The sequence below is a fragment of the Photorhabdus sp. CRCIA-P01 genome (assembly GCF_003545805.1).
Lineage (GTDB): Bacteria > Pseudomonadota > Gammaproteobacteria > Enterobacterales > Enterobacteriaceae > Photorhabdus > Photorhabdus antumapuensis.
Genome location: NZ_NMQR01000009.1, coordinates 39,855 through 57,105, shown reverse-complemented (window position 1 = coordinate 57,105; position 17,251 = coordinate 39,855). Strand labels below are relative to the sequence as shown.

Here is a 17,251-nt window from a genome sequence, read left to right as displayed (position 1 = left end):
ATGCCATGCAGCCCATCTAAAATACCAATCACTGTAGAAGCATCATATTTTTCTATTTAAATTCATAAAGTAATCTTGGTGTAGTATTTATTCATTATTACCCTATTGAATATTCATAATTATTATTTCGCAAATAAAAACAATAGAAATAATTTTAAATTATAATTAACACATTGGATATACATAATTAAATTGTTATAAAGCCGTCTCAGAAAATAGAGCTGGTTCAACCGTTGGTAAAGGGCGCCATAACCTAAACCTTGGCGCCCCAAGTTTACCTAACACATATTTTCAGATAAATAATGGGCGACAGATTCTTCACAGCAAGAACCAATAATATCGGCACCCGGAAGAGCTTGTTTCACCCTATTATGCGCCGTTCCCATTATGACCCCTTTAGCTACGGTTGAAAGCATTTCCACATCATTCATACCATCACCAAACGCAATCGTTTTATCAATTGGGATACCAAGAAACCCAGCGAGTTGAATTAAAGCTTGCCCCTTCGAAACACCACTACCCATTACCTCCAGACACCAAGGGAATGAAAAAGCGATACTGACATGATCAGAAAATAGCTCAATTAAATGATGTTCTAATTTAACCAATGCATCATGATCTCTACTCTTATGAATGAAAAAAACTTTTTCAACCGCATCACAAGGCATTTCATCAATATGCTTGAATATTGGATTAAAGTTATCATTCTGACTAAAATCGCTAAAATTATAATTTGCTTCACTGGTTAACCATTGAGAACCACAATACATATTGATCACTAAATCATTATCCGCCCGCGTTTCTTCAATCACTCTTTTTACTACGTGACTTGGCAAATGTTGTCTAATGTCCAGACTTTTACAAGCACTGGTTAATCTGGCGCCATTCGAAGTAATCAAATGCACAGGAATATCAAAATCACCAATAATCGAATTCACATCAGCATGATGCCTTCCCGTTGCAAATACGATCTGCTTTCCGGTACTTGATAAATCAGTAAGCACCTTGCGGGTAAACTTACCAATTGTATCTCCTTGAAGTAAAAGCGTCCCATCGAGATCTGTGGCAATGAGATTATACATAGAGTGTTCCAGTGTTAAGGGCAGTTATCATTTAAGCTTTATTAAGTAATTCGAGCGATGCCTGCTTGGTAAATGTCATCCGTTCTTCCAGACTATGATTATCCTTTTCATAATAAATTGTTGCCTCTGAATCAATCTGAGGTCTTGGTGTTATTTTTTCCAATATTGGCATCGTGTCAAGGAATAATTGTCTGGCATAGCTAATAGCCCGTGTATAAGTATCAATGACCTCTTCAAATTCAGGATAAATAGAAAATGAGATCTGATTCACAATCGGACCAGCATCAATACCTTCGTTGATTTCATGGATCGTCACACCATGAGACTGATCTCCATTTTTCAAAGCCCAATTAACCGGTCTTACGCCTCGATATTTAGGTAAATAAGACAAATGGATATTTAATATTTTCTTACACGAGTTAATGAATTTTAAAGGCAATATCCGCTTATGAAATACAACAAAGCATAAATTACAAGTGAAATCACCACTTTCATAGCCTGGTAGATTTTCAACCTTATTATCTTCAATAACAGAAATATTATTTTGATAACAGAAATCGATTAACGTCTGATCAGTACTTACAGGTTCGAATTTATCTGCCACCACGTGCGATATTTTATAGCCTTTATGATTTAAGAAATATTGACAAATGAATATTGCCAACTCTCCTTTACCACAAATTACCACTGTTTTGGGATTATTCATTCGCAAACCTCTTTAACTTCTTTGATCGCTTTCATATCATTAATGTTTATTTGCCACTGCATAATCGTACGTAATGCATTTATTAAAATTTCATTATCGCTTTGCGTTCGGCAAGAAATACGTAAATAGAGATCAGAGTCTGAATTTCCTTTACCAGAACACTCTTTTACATACAGCCCATGAATATCTAAAAGTAACCGTGAGATAGTCTTTGCATCGGAAATGTGCAATTTACAGTAAACAAAATTAGAGTCTGTCTCAAATGCGGTAATACCCTCTATTGAGTTTAATTCTTGCTGTAATTTTAACGTATCACTAATCACTTGTTCACAGCTTAATTTATAACTCTCTCGATATTGAGGTAGTCTAAATAAAAATTCTTCAGCAAAACCATTAATATTCCAAATTGGTAACACAGCTCTTATTTTACCAAGTAATTCCTGATTTGCCGTGGCAATATACCCTATACGAATACCACCAATCCCGAAGGTTTTACTCATGCTTCGAATAACAGATAAATTCTTATAGTTATCTAAATACTTTAACATTGTGTCATCACGCATTTTAGAGAAATCTAAGAAAGATTCATCAATAATTAAGTCGATATTTAATGCCAGCAATTCGCCAGCCAAATATAACAGACTATCAATAGGAGTCAATTTACCTGTCGGATTATTAGGTGATTCAATAACAACCACACTGGGTTGTTCTTCCTTTACCAACGTTAATACTTCATTAATATCTATCTCAAAATGCCGATGTTCTTTGGTATAGCTATATATCGTTCTTGCTTTTCCAAAGCAATTAGCATATTCATTAAATGAAGGTACAGTGACTAATACTTTGCCTGTATAAACATCAGGAAGCCGTTTAATTATCTCAGCGGCACCATTTGAAATACATAATTGTGTTCTTTCTATCCCAATAAATTCAGACAAAGCATGTTCGACTAAACGATTCCCGCCAGGATAATTTAACAATATTTCATCAAAATTATTCTTTATTTCATCTTTCAATTTCTTAGGTGGAAAGTTGAAATTATAAATTAAACCAAAGTCAATAATGGGATAACGCCAGTAACCACCGTGCCTGTTTTGCACAAGTTCTAATTTATTATTACTTGAAATGAAATCACAAATAGCAAGATCATAAGTATTATCTACTTCATACCATTGAGAATTATCAACAATACTGGCTTTAAATTCAGCCACATTATTCAGCAAAGACTGTTTAAATATATCTTCATAATATAACCCAGTCGCTCCACTATTAACGTAACTTTCTAACGCTTTAGTAACATATTCAGCAAAATTAGCGGTGCAAATATTATAAATATTTACCGTCTTATATTGACCGTCTTCAACCTGATAGTTGTTATCTTTCGTGGAATTTAGCGCAACGATTTTATCATTATCGACTTTTGCATAAGTTCCTTCCATATTTGGGCTAAGAGGAGAAACAAGTATATTAAGATCTCCCGCTTTTGACATTACACTTTCTAAGCATTTCTTAGTAAAGAAGATATCGCCTTCAAGAATCAGGGTATCCTGCTTAATCCAATTTCTAGCGAGATATAAAGAATAGATATTATTCGTCGATTCCCACTTATCGCTATTAACAAATTCAATATGCAAGTTATATGCGTGTTGTTTAACATGAGACATTAAAACATCGCTCTTATAACCTACCACAATAATCACTTTTTCAATACCGACAGATTCGATATTCCTCAGTGCATTATCGATAAATGATATCTGATTTGTTTCTACCAAAGGTTTTGGTTTATTTGATGTTCTAGTTGATAATCTACTGCCTCTTCCGGCACAGAGAAGTATTACGGTTTTTATATTCATAGTCAGTCTTAATTGATTATTTTAAATGGCTGTTAAAAGGTTATTTTTATTGTTAAATAGGAATTAACCTAAAATGTAGTCCGTTAATAATATAAAATTGATATTGAATTAAATATCAATTAAATACGATGTCATATATAACATGCTGATATACCCAAACCCCGTCAATTCTTCCATGAAAACTTGCCTCTCCACCATTTTCACCACCCGTCTTTACACCAGATCCCAGACCGAATGCGTGAAAATTATTAAGCACTTCATCTGACGTCGATATAGGACTTAATTTTTCATTAGTTAGCAAACCATATCTATCACTTTTAAATTCAATAGGAACATTATTTTCATTAACTATTTCAACAAGTTTAGAATGATAACCAGTACAATGAATAAGTAAATCATCACGATTAATGAGCTTAATAACTTCATCATCGGAAATTTCTGAAATATTCAAGATGGAAATGTTTTTATATTTTCTTTCTTTAAGTTCTTGTGCAAAAGCAAAAGAATCATATCTTAAACCTGAATATCTATTAACTCGGTTACTTAAAGGACAAATATCTTCCTGTGTGAAATCATAGCCATAAGATTCCGCACTTGAAGGTGAATCGAAAAACAACTTGAAATCTTTATTCACGAAGACATTTATTTTTCCTGCAAATTCTAATTGTTCAACAAGCCTAATCAAACAAGAAACAGAACTGTGTGACGAACCCAATATGGATATACTTTTTACACTGCCTTTATTAATGACATCATCATAGAAACCTTTAATGAAATCACCTGATGTAATATTCTTGCTATTATGTAATAACCTGGATTTGTTTGGACTTCCGCCTATATTAAACAGTACTTTTCGCGCTGATACAATATAATCTTCATTATTTTTATGATAAGTTATATCATAGTCACCCTCTTCATTCTGCTTAATTTTTTTTACTTCCGCATCAGTCAAAACATCAAACCGATCACCATATTTGTTTTCCTGAATAAAGCGTGCAATTCTCTCCAAATATTGGCCGACAAACCTCAATTCAACTGGCTTATCTTTATTGGCACTAAAATGTTCCCACTCTGATGCTGATCTTATATATTGACTAAGTTCATCATCACAACCGTCAAATTTCTCTAAAAATACACTACCTAAAGAGTTCGCGGTAATTTTATATTTCTTTAATGCGCCAGAACCAACCATCTCTGTTTTTTCTAAAATCAGACAATTTTTTATGGCTTCATCCTTTAATAAATCTGGGATTAATGAAATATTCGCAGGCCCTGCACCACACATTACCACATCATAAAATTGCTTATTCATTGACAAACCCTAACATTTTTAACGAAATTTGTATTTCAATAACATTTCCGGCAAACTCATGACGAGTCTGTTTATAACCAAGAGGTTGCCCATCCAAACCCGCCTTAATAACATCAATATGACTAATTGTTTTATCCTCATTGCGGGAATAAACCAACAACTCCTTCTCATAATCAAATGCCAGACAAGGAATACAACTTAATTTTAGTGTTTTGGCTAATTCAAGTCTATGATGACCATCAATAACGATATTCGTTGCTTCATCAATCCAGATTGGTTGAGTCCAAAAACCTTCAAGTTTAACTTTCTCTATTAACTGCTCAACACGAACAGGACAATATAATTCGGTTGGTCTAAGATTTGAGACTTCTTCTAATATTAATTTCATGTTTATCCCTTAGTTTAAACATCCGATAGAAAATTACCAACATTAATACACTTAATATCGCTAATAATTGAAATAACACTCCACCATCAAAGAATTGGATAACAGCACCACCAACCAATGGCGATATAGAAAAACCAATACTATAAAGTGACGCTGCACCAAAATACGCACCACGTAAATCATTTGGTGCCAAACGATCAATAAAAACATTCACACATGGAAACAAAATAGTTTGACTGATACTCATGGTAAACGCGGCTATATACCATAATAAATAAACATCATAATACTTGAATGAGATAAAGAACATTAATTCAGATAAAATGAGTAATACAGCCCCTATATTTATTTTCGTTTCTAACTCCATGTTTTGCGTTAACATGGAAAACGGTAACTGCATAACGACAATGGTTATCGCATGTAACATAATAAGCGAAGCAATAAACTCAGCATACCCATTAAACCCTAATGAAGTAATTAATTGTGGCAAAGTTGAATCGAAATGGCCAAAAATAAACATCATGAGAATATTATTTATGACCAACATTAAAAACACCCGATCATTCAATAAAATCTTTATCGTTCCTTTAAAGTCATCATTATTTATTGAATTTATTTTTATTTTCTTACTAAATAAATAAACAGGGATCATAAAAATGACATAGGATATCGAAACAATCAGAAAAGAGATAGAATTAATATCCAGACTTAATTTTATTCCTAAATAAGGCCCGACTACCGCACCCGCATTAAGAAATAAATACCTTAAGTACATGGCATTTTCTCTTACCTGTTTTTCCTCGATAATATCACCGATAACTGCTTTTATTGGATTATTCACAAGCGCCCAGGAAATATTCGCTAATAAAGTGCCAATAATAAAACCAGACTGATGCTCAGATAACCATAATATTAAATATGCCAATGAAGATATAAGACATCCAATGACAATTATCTTAGCCCGGCCGACTTTATCAGAGAAGTAACCAGCATAAAAACTTAATATTGATGAAATCGCAATGGATAAAGAGAGAACTAATCCAATCATCGATGCAGTAAAATGGAATTTTGTATATAGTATGATGGAAATAAAAGGCCATACCATCATTGATGTTGATCTTGTTACAAAAGTCCCAAGAAATAGACCCCATATACATGCCGGTATGGATGTATAACTATTAAGAGAAAAATTTTTCATTGTTATTTTCTTATATTATTTATATTGGTATCTTTTAAACCAGGTATTTAAAATACTTATGAGAGTGCATAAAATCCACCTGCCTCTACAAAAGTCAAATGTAGAAGCAAGAACTAGGATGATCTGTACGATAAAGTAAATTCAATGATATATAATGTATTGTTAATATATTATCAAAACAGATATTAATTGCAAACAAAATATGACATTTTTGTTGCATGTTAAGCGTAGATCAAATTTTCGTGATGTTAGTGATCAACATAATGACATAAGTGCTTTACACTTTAACAGGTAAAAACACAGGTAAAAAGGGCCCTTAATCTCAGATAAAAATCTTTTTGTTCAATCTTTATCTATTCAAATAATCATCAATCAACTGAAAACTATTTCACGGGCCCAAAATATTCACTAACTAAAACTGGGATTAGTAATGAGTTTATTCTTTAATTTCTTTAATGAAAGCAATGGTATATTCAAACAGAGAGAACTGTCTTATCATCTCAACTCATTTGATACTAACAACAGGATTTATTCGCGATGAGTTCTTAGCTTATCCATGCCTCATTATCAGCGTTTACTGCCGCTTTAGTCGCTATCTTCGGGAAAATCGGTTTGCAAAATCTTGATGCCAACATAGCAACAGCGATACGCGCAGTCATTATGGCGTTGTTTCTTGTCGGCGTTGTTGTCGTGCAGGGAAAATTAAATCTGGTTAGTGAAATACTGGTAAACCGCAAGGCGTTGCTTTTTATCGTTTTAAGCGGTGTGGCGGGAGCATTGTCATGGCTGTTTTACTTTCTGGCAATTAAAAACGGCAATGTTTCTCAGGTTGCCTCGATTGATAAACTGAGTGTCGTGTTTGCTGTCATCTTGGCCGTTATCTTATTCGGTGAAAAAATATCACTGATGGCCGCAGGTGGTGTTGCATTGATTACTGTCGGTGCATTAATGGTTGCTTTGGGATGAAAATAAAAAATCCGCAAAAGCCATTATCGCCATTGCGGATTCTTTTTAATCGGTCAAAAAGATCAACCGGTGGTAAAAACCTGGTTAACAATATCCAGTGCTTCCTGCTCAATTTTCTCCCGATGCTCAGGGCCAAGGAGACTTTCACAATAAATTTTGTAGGCTTCTTCTGTCCCCGATGGGCGAGCAGCAAACCAGCCATTTTCTGTTATCACTTTTAAACCGCCTATTGACGCTCCGTTACCAGAAGCTTTTGTCAACCGGGCGGTGATTGGATCACCTGCAAGCTTATCTGCTTTCACCATTTCTGGTGATAATTTGGCTAATAATGCTTTCTGCTGATAAGTTGCCGGCGCCTGAATACGGCTGTAGCTTGGTGTCCCGAAGCGGGCGGCCAACTTATTGTAATGCTGCTGCGGATTTTCCCCTGTCACTGCGGTCATTTCTGCCGCCAGCAAACACAAAATAATCCCATCTTTATCTGTAGACCACGGCGTACCATCAAAACGCAGGAAAGAAGCCCCCGCACTCTCCTCTCCACCAAAGCCCAACTCACCTTTGTGTAGTCCATCAACAAACCACTTAAAACCCACGGGTACTTCCACCAATTCACGACCAAGATCGGCAACGACCCGATCAATCATGGCACTGGACACCAAAGTCTTACCTACCGCAACACTTTCTGACCATTGTGGACGATGGCGGAATAGGTAATTTATCGCGGTTGCCAGATAGTGGTTCGGATTCATCAAACCGGCAGGAGTGACAATACCGTGGCGGTCATAATCAGGATCGTTTGCAAAAGCCAAATCAAACTTATCGCGCATGGCTAACAAACCCGCCATTGCCCAAGGGGACGAGCAATCCATGCGAATGACGCCATCATGATCCAAGTGCATAAAACGGAATGTCTGATCAACTTGATCATTAACCAACGTCAGATCCAAATTGTAACGCTCACCGATACGCTGCCAGAACGCAATGCCAGAACCACCCAAGGGATCAATACCGATTTTCAGCCCAGCCTGCTGGATAGCAGCCATATCAATCACATCACCCAACGCACTAACATACGGCTCAACTAAATCCTGCGGATGCAAATATTCGCTGTTCAATACTTGAACAAATGGCAAACGTTTAACACCTTTCAGACCTTCTGCGAGCAACTCATTGGCACGACGTTCTACAATTGCGGTCAAATCCGTATCTGCGGGGCCACCATCAGGTGGATTATATTTAATCCCCCCATCTTCAGGTGGATTATGGGAAGGGGTAATAACAATCCCGTCAGCCAATGCTTTCCCCAAGCGGTTATAACAAAGGATGGCATGAGAAATCGCAGGTGTTGGCGTAAATCCATTATTTTCCTGCACAATCACATTGACGTTGTTAGCCGTCAAGACTTCCAATACGGAAATAAATGCCGCTTCTGATAAAGCATGGGTATCTTTACCCACATAACAAGGGCCATTGATTCGCCGCTGCTTGCGAACTTCTGCAACAGCCTGAGTAATTGCCAGAATGTGCGCTTCATTAAAACTGTGACGCTGAGAACTGCCACGATGACCGGATGTACCAAATTTAACCTTATGCTCTGAGTTTTCCGGCTGAGGATGTAAGGTGTAATACTGTGATGTAAGTTGCGCTACATTTATCAGATCACTTTGGCGGGCAATCTGTCCCGCACGCGGATGATTTACCACTTTAAATCTCCCCTGGACAAAAGCTGCACTGTACTTTGTCGTCAGCACAGCCTTAATCAGTTAAATTGTGCCACACACCTTGTCGATAAAATTGGCTGAGAATTTCATATCCTGCATAATTTGCTCAACCATATTACGCTTACGGTCAGTATTGGTGTTAGTAATTACCCAAAAAGGTGTGCCCGGAATGTGGCGAGGTTTAGTCTGTTTACCACTGGCGAGCAATGTCTGTTGATTACCAGCAAAATAAACACGGGTGCGGCCGTGCATAGCATCAGTCGTCTGGGAAAAACTTTCACTGTTCAAGCTGTATAACGTAGATAAGATCAACATAAAACGCTCAACAGATTTTTTCTTGTCAGAATAGTCATCTGAAAGTAACAATTCACGTATCACACGGACAGAATCACGCGGGCGGGCTACTGGCGCTTTCTCCACGGCACTGAGAGGCTGTACATTTTGTTGTACTGGCTGCTCGGCGTTAAATTTTAGCATTCGCCGTAAAATATCAGATGCACTTTCACCAATATGTTGTGTATGGCTGGCAATATAGCGGTAAAGGTCTTCATCAACTTCTATCGTTTTCATTTCTATCCAGTACTGTTCTAAATAAAAAATTTAGACAGATTATAAAGTATAAAAAGAGAAAACAAAACAATTAAAATTTCAATAACTTAAAAGTATTTAACCATGAAAAACAGCATAATAAAATATCCGCTTTTCATCTAAAATAAATCAATTAGTTACATAAATATTGTGAATATAAATCTCATTATCAAATGTCGTATCGATCTTCTAATACCATCTATTTAGGCGTTGATAATCACATAATAATTTATTCTGATATCACACCCCAATAATGATAAAACTTGGTTGCAATATTGCCGATAATAAATTCAATCAAGGGAGATTAAGCAGCGAATGGGAAGTATTTACATATAATATTCACGATTTACCAAGATAAATCGTAACCATATAAATTATATGAAAAAAATTAGCAACATCATTATTATTCCATTTTATAGGATTAAGATTTTAAACTAAAACTTTATATCCTGTTTTCAATTTTAATTATAGAGATAATAATTTCACCAATTAATTGAATAAATAATTATATCTATTCTTTAAATCTCGATTCCGTATAAATAAAACCATTAACACTTAAAAATAAAATGAATTTTTCATAGATTTTAATATTAATATATAGTTGCAATAGTGACATTTTAAAAAATTCCAGGCAGATAGATACAATCATTAATTTTGAAATATATATCTGCCTTTATAATTTAATCAATAAGTGAAAGCTGTTGCCGTAAATAGGTACCTGAACCTAATAATCCTGGTTGGGGATGAGTAATCAAATAAACAGGAATCTGTTGTACTAACGGTTTAAAGCGCCCTTTATCTTCAAATCCATGAAAAAAGTTCGATTGCTTAAAGAAATCAAGAAACCGCGGCACTATGCCACCAGCGATATACACACCACCAAAAGTCCCCATATTTAGCGCCAAATTTCCGCCAAATCGCCCCATGATTTCACAAAATAGTGTCAGAGCACGATGGCAATATTGGCAACTTTCATCCAACGCTCGTTGCGTCACTGTTTCTGGTTCTAAATCTTCTGGCTGACGATGATCCAAAATGGCAATAGCCTGATAAAGGTTTACCAACCCACTACCGGACAAGATTCTTTCTACCGAAACATGTCCAAGTTTACGACGTAAAACAGCCAATATTGCATCTTGTTCTTCACTATTCGCTGCAAAATCCACATGACCACCTTCACCCGGTAAACTTACCCATTGTTTGTCCACCTTGATCAAATGAGCGACACCAAGGCCAGTCCCTGCACCGTAAACCGCTATCGGTTTATCCTTAACCGCTTCTCCTTCACCCAACTGAACTTTGTGTTCTTCTGTCAGCATCGGAATAGCCATAGATACAGCCGTGAAATCATTGATCACATCTAATTTTTCTAGCCCAAGTGTCTGCTTCAGCTCACTAATAGAAAACGCCCATTGGTGATTGGTCATTTCTACCCAATCACCATTTATCGGACAAGCAATAGCGATACATGCATAAGTCACTACTGCTTTTTGCTCCGCCAAATAGTGACTAATAATAGACTCTAACCCGGTGTGTTGTTTTGCACTATATGTTTCAATTCGATCAATAGCCCCATTTTCCAAATTGCAAAGTGCTAATCTAGCATTGGTGCCGCCAATATCAGCAACTAATCCATAGAGGTTCATTTTTATATCCTAATAATTAACTAGTACAACAATTAGGTAAAGCTTATCCCATCCGGCTTTATTGGTATAGATCGTTTAACAGTGAATCACTTGCAAGCAGTTAATTGAAAGTTAACTGTATCTAGCAACCAAGTTAGCAGTTTATCTACAGAGATTATTTGAATTTTGTCTTCTGAGGTGGTGGGTCGTGCAGGATGACTCGGCCTACGGCCTCGCCCTTCAAGTCAACGCTATCAGAAATTCGACTTGTAAATCTGATGGACTGGAACAGAAATATTATTCTATTTTTTAATAAAAACATAGAATTTTATATATATGATTGTTTTTCATCATGATAATACCGTCAATTTAGTATGAGTCCCCTCATGTTGATATTTTATGCTTTAGGGGGTAGACTAACTATGTTAGTTGAAGAGTAACGCGCTAAAACCGAGGCTACCAACCTTGCGAATAGCATTAAAGACAAATCACCCTACTATTTAAGGGTAAATGCAAAAAAACCAACCTCACCAGTTGGTTTTTTTGTTTTTATCTATTCATGTTCTAATCCATTGAATCATGCCAAAATAAACTTATAATCAACGGCTGTTAGTTTAGGGATAGCGTTCTGACCGTGTATCTACTACGCAAGTTTTCTTAAGCCCTGACTGAAGTACAGATGGTGCTGATTCAGTGCCTCAGTCAGAGCGCGTTACTCTTCAGCTAACATTGATGAGAACCAACCGGACAGGCAGTGTAAAGGCAATGGTTGGGTAAATCGCGCTCCCTAATAGGAGCAAAACGGATGAAAGCATTCAAAACCTTTATTGATACTGCAATCATCGTTCTCAAAGCGTTAGTTGCGCTTTTAGAATTGATCCGCGCATTTCTGAAATAGATAACGGAAACGTAGCTAAGGCCATCGGATTAACCACCCGGTGGCCTTTAATATTCATGCCATAGGATAATTATTTATTTTTCAATTAATTACTCCTATAAAACTACAATCAGATGCACAAAGAGCAATTATCAATCAAACACAAATTGATTGAAATTCAATCTGTCTGCAACTGAGTTAACGATTCATCTTAAGGGGGATTATCTGATTCTGTCTTCTGAAGTGGTGGGTCGTGCAGGATGACTCGGCCTACGGCCTCGCCCTTCGGGCCAGCGCTCACGCGCTGTTGTCTCGCTTCGCTCGGCTCGAACCTGCGACCAATTGATTAAAAGTCAACTGCTCTACCGACTGAGTTAACGATTCATCTTAAGAGGGCTTATCTGATTCTGTCTTCTGAGGTGGTGGGTCGTGCAGGATGACTCGGCCTACGGCCTCGCCCTTCGGGCCAGCGCTCACGCGCTGTTGTCTCGCTTCGCTCGGCTCGAACCTACGGCCAATTGATTAAAAGTCAACTGCTCTACCGACTGAGTTAACGATTCATCTTAAGAGGGATTATCTGATTCTGTCTTCTGAGGTGGTGGGTCGTGCAGGATTCGAACCTGCGACCAATTGATTAAAAGTCAACTGCTCTACCGACTGAGCTAACGACCCATCTGTATGATTAGATTATCCTAATCGTGTCTTTTTGAGTGGTGGGTCGTGCAGGATTCGAACCTGCGACCAATTGATTAAAAGTCAACTGCTCTACCGACTGAGCTAACGACCCACACCAAAGATACGTGATACCGCCTGAAACAATCTTAATGAAGTGGTGGGCGATACCAGATTCGAACTGATGACCCCCTCCTTGTAAGGGAGATGCTCTACCAACTGAGCTAATCGCCCACTTCATGATGATTATTACTGCTTCTATACCACTGAATTTATGATTGGTGGGCGATACCAGATTCGAACTGATGACCCCCTCCTTGTAAGGGAGATGCTCTACCAACTGAGCTAATCGCCCAATCATAAAATCATTTTTATCACAACGAGATGGTGGGCGATACCAGATTCGAACTGATGACCCCCTCCTTGTAAGGGAGATGCTCTACCAACTGAGCTAATCGCCCCGTCGTGATGGAGTCGCATTATAGGGATAGTTCAGAGTGAGTCAACGCTTTTTCTAGAGAAAAATATCGTTCGTCTCAAAATTAAACAAGGGAGAGATAATTATCATCACTATAGGGTACAGTTTAGACAAATACGCTGACTTTTCTCAACAACTTCCCGTTAACAGCATTGAGGAATTAAGGGGCAGTGATAAAATAACCCCCCACTTTTATTACTTTAAATCACCGATAACGTTCATTGAAAAGTGAAACGTAATTAAGGCAATCCCCAATGAGTAAAATCAAAACCCGTTTCGCACCAAGCCCAACTGGCTATCTCCATGTTGGCGGTGCTCGTACCGCACTTTATTCCTGGTTATATAGCCGCCATAACAAAGGCGAATTTGTATTGCGTATCGAAGATACTGACCTTGAACGCTCAACTCAGGAAGCTATCAATGCCATTATGGACGGTATGAGCTGGTTAAATCTGAATTGGGATGAAGGCCCTTATTATCAGACGAAACGTTTTGATCGTTATAATCAGGCAATTGATCAAATGCTAGAACAAGGGAGTGCCTATCGCTGCTATTGTTCTAAAGAACATCTGGAAGAGTTGCGGGAAACTCAAATGGCAAATGGCGAGAAACCGCGTTATGACGGCCATTGCCGTGATAATCCATGTCAACATTACCCAGCTCAACCCCATGTCGTCCGGTTCCGCAATCCACAGGAAGGTTCTGTTGTTTTTAATGATCGTATCCGGGGCCCAATTGAATTCAATAATCAGGAACTTGATGATCTGATTATCCGTCGTACCGATGGCTCACCAACGTATAATTTCTGTGTTGTTATCGATGACTGGGATATGGAAATCACCCATGTCATCCGCGGTGAAGACCATATCAATAATACACCTCGCCAAATTAATATTCTGAAAGCACTAGGCGCTCCCGTGCCAGAATATGCACACGTTTCTATGATCCTAGGTGATGACGGTAAAAAATTGTCCAAACGTCACGGTGCAGTGAGCGTTATGCAATACCGTGATGATGGCTACCTGCCAGAAGCACTGCTGAATTATCTGGTTCGTTTGGGTTGGTCGCACGGTGATCAAGAAATTTTCAGCATTGAAGAAATGACAGAACTGTTCAGCCTGGATGCTATCAATAAATCCGCCAGCGCATTCAATACAGAAAAACTGCAATGGCTGAACCATCACTATATTAATACCCTGCCTCCAGAGAAAGTTGCCGTTCATCTAGCATGGCATATTGAGCAACAAGGTATTGATACCCGTAGTGGCCCACAGTTGGTTGATCTGATTAAATTATTGGGCGAACGTTGTAAGACTCTGAAAGAGATGGCTGAGTCCTGCCGTTACTTTTATGAAGATTTTGCTGAATTTGATGCCGATGCGGCGAAGAAACATTTACGCCCAGTTGCCCGTCAACCCCTTGAAGTCGTCCATGCAAAGCTGGCTTCAATTACTGATTGGACACCAGAAAATGTTCATCATGCCATTCAATCCACTGCTGATGAGCTAGAAGTCGGTATGGGTAAAGTTGGTATGCCATTGCGTGTTGCTGCTACCGGTGCAGGTCAATCCCCTGGTGTGGATGTCACTATTCATGCTATCGGGCAAACCCGCACATTATCCCGTATCAATCAAGCGTTGGAATTCATTGTTCAACGTGAAATTCAATCCTAATTAATGTACCCAAGGCATCACTTATCACAGGTGATGCCTTTTTGTTATCAATTCAACCCATTGCTCAACCTCTATTTTCGTTAACTCATCATAAAATTGATGGCTTTTTCAACGCTTGTTGTGAGAATGATAAGTTAGCCGTTGACAGTATTTGCAGGGTTTCATATTATGCGCCCCGTTCCATTAATTTTGATTGGGGCTATAGCTCAGCTGGGAGAGCGCTTGCATGGCATGCAAGAGGTCAGCGGTTCGATCCCGCTTAGCTCCACCAAATCCTTTATACTGAAACAAGGTGTTTGGTACCAAAATTAGGAAATACCACACTCGTGGGGCTATAGCTCAGCTGGGAGAGCGCTTGCATGGCATGCAAGAGGTCAGCGGTTCGATCCCGCTTAGCTCCACCAAAATTATCAGGCCCTGAAAGCCATGCTTTCAGGGCCTTTTGGCTATTACCATATCTAACCACTCTCATCGTTTGAAAAATGAACACAAACCTTGGCTAACCTTTTTTCAATGGTTTCACCAACGAATCTAGTCCCTCTAGTTTTATTGCTAAAGTCATCTCCATCAACGCACCCAATTTACCTTGTGGAAATTCACCCTTACGAGCGAACCACAATAAATACTCTTCCGGTAAGTCAATGAGCATACGCCCTTTGTATTTACCGAACGGCATTGCAGTATTAGCAATTTCTATCAGGTTTTCTTTTTCCATCATTTGCACGTCTATAAAGAGAAATATGTGAAAGGAAAACCGCACCATCCATGATGCAATATTCCACGATAAAACGTTATCTTTTACAGTACCAAACCTGCAATAGCCGCAGACAAGAAACTGACAAGCGTTGAACCAAACAGTAGTTTCAAACCAAAGCGCGAAACAACATTACCCTGTTTCTCATTCAAGCCTTTAATCGCACCTGCCACAATCCCAATGGAAGAGAAGTTAGCAAAAGAAACCAAGAATACCGACAAAATACCCTGTGAACGAGGAGAGAGTTCTGTCGCAATTGATTGTAAGCTGTGCATTGCCACAAATTCGTTAGCAACCAATTTGGTTGCCATGACGCTACCAACCTTCAATGCTTCATCTGTGGGGATCCCAATCACCCAAGCAAATGGATAAAACACATAGCCGAGCATTTCCTGGAAGCTCTTCTCAAACACCATGCTGAACAACGCATTAACAGCCGCAATCAGGGCAATGAAACCAATCAACATAGCAGCGACAATAAGCGCCACTTTGAAACCCGCCAAAATATATTCACCTAGCATTTCGAAAAAACTTTGGCCTTCGTGAAGATTGTTCATCTGAATATCTTCTTCACTGTCAACAGCATACGGATTAATCAATGATAGGATGATAAAAGTACTGAACATATTAAGCACCAATGCTGCTACAACATATTTAGGCGCTAAAATTGTCATGTAAGCACCAACGATTGACATAGAAACCGTTGACATTGCCGTTGCACCCATCGTGTACATACGACGCTCAGACATTTTTCCCAATACATCTTTATAAGCAATAAAGTTTTCAGACTGCCCAAGTATCAGAGAACTGACTGCGTTAAATGATTCCAGTTTACCCATGCCGTTGACTTTAGACAGCAGAGTACCAATAATGCGGATAATGATTGGCAATAGTTTGATATGCTGCAAAATACCAATCAGCGCAGAGATAAAGATAATCGGGCACAATACATTCAGAAAGAAGAATGCCAGTTTCGCATCCATCATGCCGCCAAAAATGAATTCAGTCCCTTCACCCGCATATTTCAGTAAATGCTCAAACAAACCAGCAAATCCCATGACAAATTCCTGACCAATACCAGAATTCAGGAAAAACCAAGCCAATATAAGTTCAATAACAAGCAATTGAATAACATAGCGAGGACGAATACTTTTACGGTCACTACTGGCCAAAATAGCAAGGCCGCCAATGACAATCAAAGCTAAAAAGAAATGCAGGATCTGAGACATATCACACTCCAAACACGATAGAAAGCGAACTCTTATAAATGCATTCTATGTAATAAAAGGCGATCAAATGAGGATAAGTATCACATTAAACTGAAATAATTCTTACTGTAAACCTTTACTTAATGGGCC

14 protein-coding genes, 7 tRNA genes and 2 other RNA genes are annotated in these 17,251 nt (G+C 38.1%); 5 read left to right on the top strand and 18 right to left on the bottom strand.

Annotated features, from left to right (window positions below):
- Positions 1–278 precede the first annotated feature (278 nt).
- The 6 genes from D3222_RS08140 to D3222_RS08115 all read right to left on the bottom strand — a co-directional run bounded on the left by D3222_RS08140 (position 279) and on the right by D3222_RS08115 (position 6,539).
- Positions 279–1,082, bottom strand: coding sequence for a Cof-type HAD-IIB family hydrolase (locus D3222_RS08140; RefSeq protein WP_118985706.1), 804 nt, complete (start codon positions 1,080–1,082; stop codon positions 279–281).
- A 31-nt stretch (positions 1,083–1,113) separates the two neighbouring features.
- Positions 1,114–1,788, bottom strand: coding sequence for a formyltransferase family protein (locus D3222_RS08135; RefSeq protein WP_118985705.1), 675 nt, complete (start codon positions 1,786–1,788; stop codon positions 1,114–1,116).
- Positions 1,785–3,641, bottom strand: coding sequence for an aminotransferase class I/II-fold pyridoxal phosphate-dependent enzyme (locus D3222_RS08130; RefSeq protein WP_118985704.1), 1,857 nt, complete (start codon positions 3,639–3,641; stop codon positions 1,785–1,787). Before D3222_RS08130 ends, D3222_RS08135 begins: the two co-directional genes overlap by 4 nt.
- A gap of 115 nt (positions 3,642–3,756) precedes the next feature.
- A complete protein-coding gene (locus D3222_RS08125) occupies positions 3,757–4,953 on the bottom strand; it encodes a SidA/IucD/PvdA family monooxygenase (protein ID WP_118985703.1) in 1,197 nt (398 codons plus the stop codon).
- Positions 4,946–5,341, bottom strand: coding sequence for a ParB N-terminal domain-containing protein (locus D3222_RS08120; RefSeq protein WP_118985702.1), 396 nt, complete (start codon positions 5,339–5,341; stop codon positions 4,946–4,948). Before D3222_RS08120 ends, D3222_RS08125 begins: the two co-directional genes overlap by 8 nt.
- Positions 5,307–6,539: an MFS transporter gene (locus D3222_RS08115; protein WP_118985701.1), complete on the bottom strand. Its 1,233-nt coding sequence runs from the start codon at positions 6,537–6,539 to the stop codon at positions 5,307–5,309. Before D3222_RS08115 ends, D3222_RS08120 begins: the two co-directional genes overlap by 35 nt.
- A gap of 552 nt (positions 6,540–7,091) precedes the next feature.
- Between D3222_RS08115 and D3222_RS08110 the strand changes: the two genes are divergently transcribed.
- Positions 7,092–7,505 carry an EamA family transporter gene (locus tag D3222_RS08110; RefSeq protein WP_232832449.1) on the top strand — a complete coding sequence of 138 codons (414 nt, stop codon included), beginning with the start codon at positions 7,092–7,094 and terminating at the stop codon, positions 7,503–7,505.
- Between the two features lie 62 nt (positions 7,506–7,567).
- Here the strand turns inward: D3222_RS08110 and pgm are convergent, their stop codons facing one another.
- The 3 genes from pgm to glk all read right to left on the bottom strand — a co-directional run bounded on the left by pgm (position 7,568) and on the right by glk (position 11,460).
- Positions 7,568–9,208, bottom strand: a complete 1,641-nt coding sequence (pgm, locus tag D3222_RS08105; protein WP_118985700.1) for a phosphoglucomutase (alpha-D-glucose-1,6-bisphosphate-dependent) — start codon at positions 9,206–9,208, stop codon at positions 7,568–7,570.
- A 60-nt stretch (positions 9,209–9,268) separates the two neighbouring features.
- Positions 9,269–9,796, bottom strand: a complete 528-nt coding sequence (seqA, locus tag D3222_RS08100) for a replication initiation negative regulator SeqA (RefSeq protein WP_118985699.1) — start codon at positions 9,794–9,796, stop codon at positions 9,269–9,271.
- 698 nt (positions 9,797–10,494) lie between these two features.
- Positions 10,495–11,460 (bottom strand): glucokinase, encoded by a 966-nt coding sequence (gene glk, locus D3222_RS08095; protein WP_118985698.1) that lies wholly within the window; start codon positions 11,458–11,460, stop codon positions 10,495–10,497.
- A 784-nt stretch (positions 11,461–12,244) separates the two neighbouring features.
- On the opposite strand from glk, the gene dinQ reads away from it, so the two are divergent.
- Positions 12,245–12,337 (top strand): damage-inducible type I toxin DinQ, encoded by a 93-nt coding sequence (gene dinQ / locus D3222_RS26545; RefSeq protein WP_304598668.1) that lies wholly within the window; start codon positions 12,245–12,247, stop codon positions 12,335–12,337.
- A gap of 223 nt (positions 12,338–12,560) precedes the next feature.
- Here the strand turns inward: dinQ and D3222_RS25005 are convergent.
- From D3222_RS25005 to D3222_RS08060, 7 genes are all read right to left on the bottom strand, one after another.
- A non-coding RNA gene (locus tag D3222_RS25005) (RtT sRNA) lies at positions 12,561–12,693 on the bottom strand.
- 43 nt (positions 12,694–12,736) lie between these two features.
- Positions 12,737–12,869: non-coding RNA, RtT sRNA (locus D3222_RS25000), on the bottom strand.
- A gap of 43 nt (positions 12,870–12,912) precedes the next feature.
- Positions 12,913–12,988 (bottom strand) — tRNA-Lys (locus tag D3222_RS08080).
- 39 nt (positions 12,989–13,027) lie between these two features.
- Positions 13,028–13,103: transfer RNA gene (locus tag D3222_RS08075), tRNA-Lys, on the bottom strand.
- Between the two features lie 43 nt (positions 13,104–13,146).
- Positions 13,147–13,222, bottom strand: a tRNA-Val gene (locus tag D3222_RS08070).
- A 45-nt stretch (positions 13,223–13,267) separates the two neighbouring features.
- Positions 13,268–13,343, bottom strand: a tRNA-Val gene (locus tag D3222_RS08065).
- A gap of 30 nt (positions 13,344–13,373) precedes the next feature.
- Positions 13,374–13,449: transfer RNA gene (locus tag D3222_RS08060), tRNA-Val, on the bottom strand.
- A 271-nt stretch (positions 13,450–13,720) separates the two neighbouring features.
- Between D3222_RS08060 and gltX the strand changes: the two genes are divergently transcribed.
- The 3 genes from gltX to D3222_RS08045 all read left to right on the top strand — a co-directional run bounded on the left by gltX (position 13,721) and on the right by D3222_RS08045 (position 15,543).
- A complete protein-coding gene (gene gltX, locus D3222_RS08055; RefSeq protein WP_118985697.1) occupies positions 13,721–15,139 on the top strand; it encodes a glutamate--tRNA ligase in 1,419 nt (472 codons plus the stop codon).
- 195 nt (positions 15,140–15,334) lie between these two features.
- Positions 15,335–15,410: transfer RNA gene (locus tag D3222_RS08050), tRNA-Ala, on the top strand.
- A gap of 57 nt (positions 15,411–15,467) precedes the next feature.
- Positions 15,468–15,543: transfer RNA gene (locus tag D3222_RS08045), tRNA-Ala, on the top strand.
- Between the two features lie 95 nt (positions 15,544–15,638).
- Here the strand turns inward: D3222_RS08045 and D3222_RS08040 are convergent.
- Complete coding sequence (locus D3222_RS08040; RefSeq protein ID WP_011145708.1) at positions 15,639–15,854, bottom strand: DUF3820 family protein; 216 nt, start codon at positions 15,852–15,854, stop codon at positions 15,639–15,641.
- An 83-nt stretch (positions 15,855–15,937) separates the two neighbouring features.
- Entirely contained in the window at positions 15,938–17,122 is a 1,185-nt protein-coding gene (locus D3222_RS08035) for a NupC/NupG family nucleoside CNT transporter (protein WP_118985696.1), read from the bottom strand.
- Between the last annotated feature and the right edge of the window lie 129 nt (positions 17,123–17,251).